Source organism: Limosilactobacillus portuensis (assembly GCF_014838735.1).
In the GTDB taxonomy this organism is placed as follows: domain Bacteria; phylum Bacillota; class Bacilli; order Lactobacillales; family Lactobacillaceae; genus Limosilactobacillus; species Limosilactobacillus portuensis.
Window position 1 is genome coordinate 1 of the sequence record NZ_JABUXQ010000162.1, and the last position, 243, is coordinate 243.

Annotated in this window: 1 rRNA gene; it reads right to left on the bottom strand. The window is 51.4% G+C overall.

The window, feature by feature from the left end:
- A 23S ribosomal RNA gene (locus tag HUK49_RS10995) occupies positions 1–243 on the bottom strand; the annotation flags it as partial.

Here is a 243-nt window from a genome sequence, read left to right on the forward strand (position 1 = left end):
TTCGTACGCCCATTTCAGACTCGCTTTCGCTGCGGCTCCGGTTTTTCCACCTTAACCTTGCATGCAATCGTAACTCGCCGGTTCATTCTGCAAGAGGCACGCCGTCACCCATTAATGGGCTTCGACAGCTTGTAGGCACATGGTTTCAGGAACTATTTCACTCCCCTTCTGGGGTGCTTTTCACCTTTCCCTCACGGTACTGGTTCACTATCGGTCACTAGGGAGTATTTAGCCTTGCGAGAT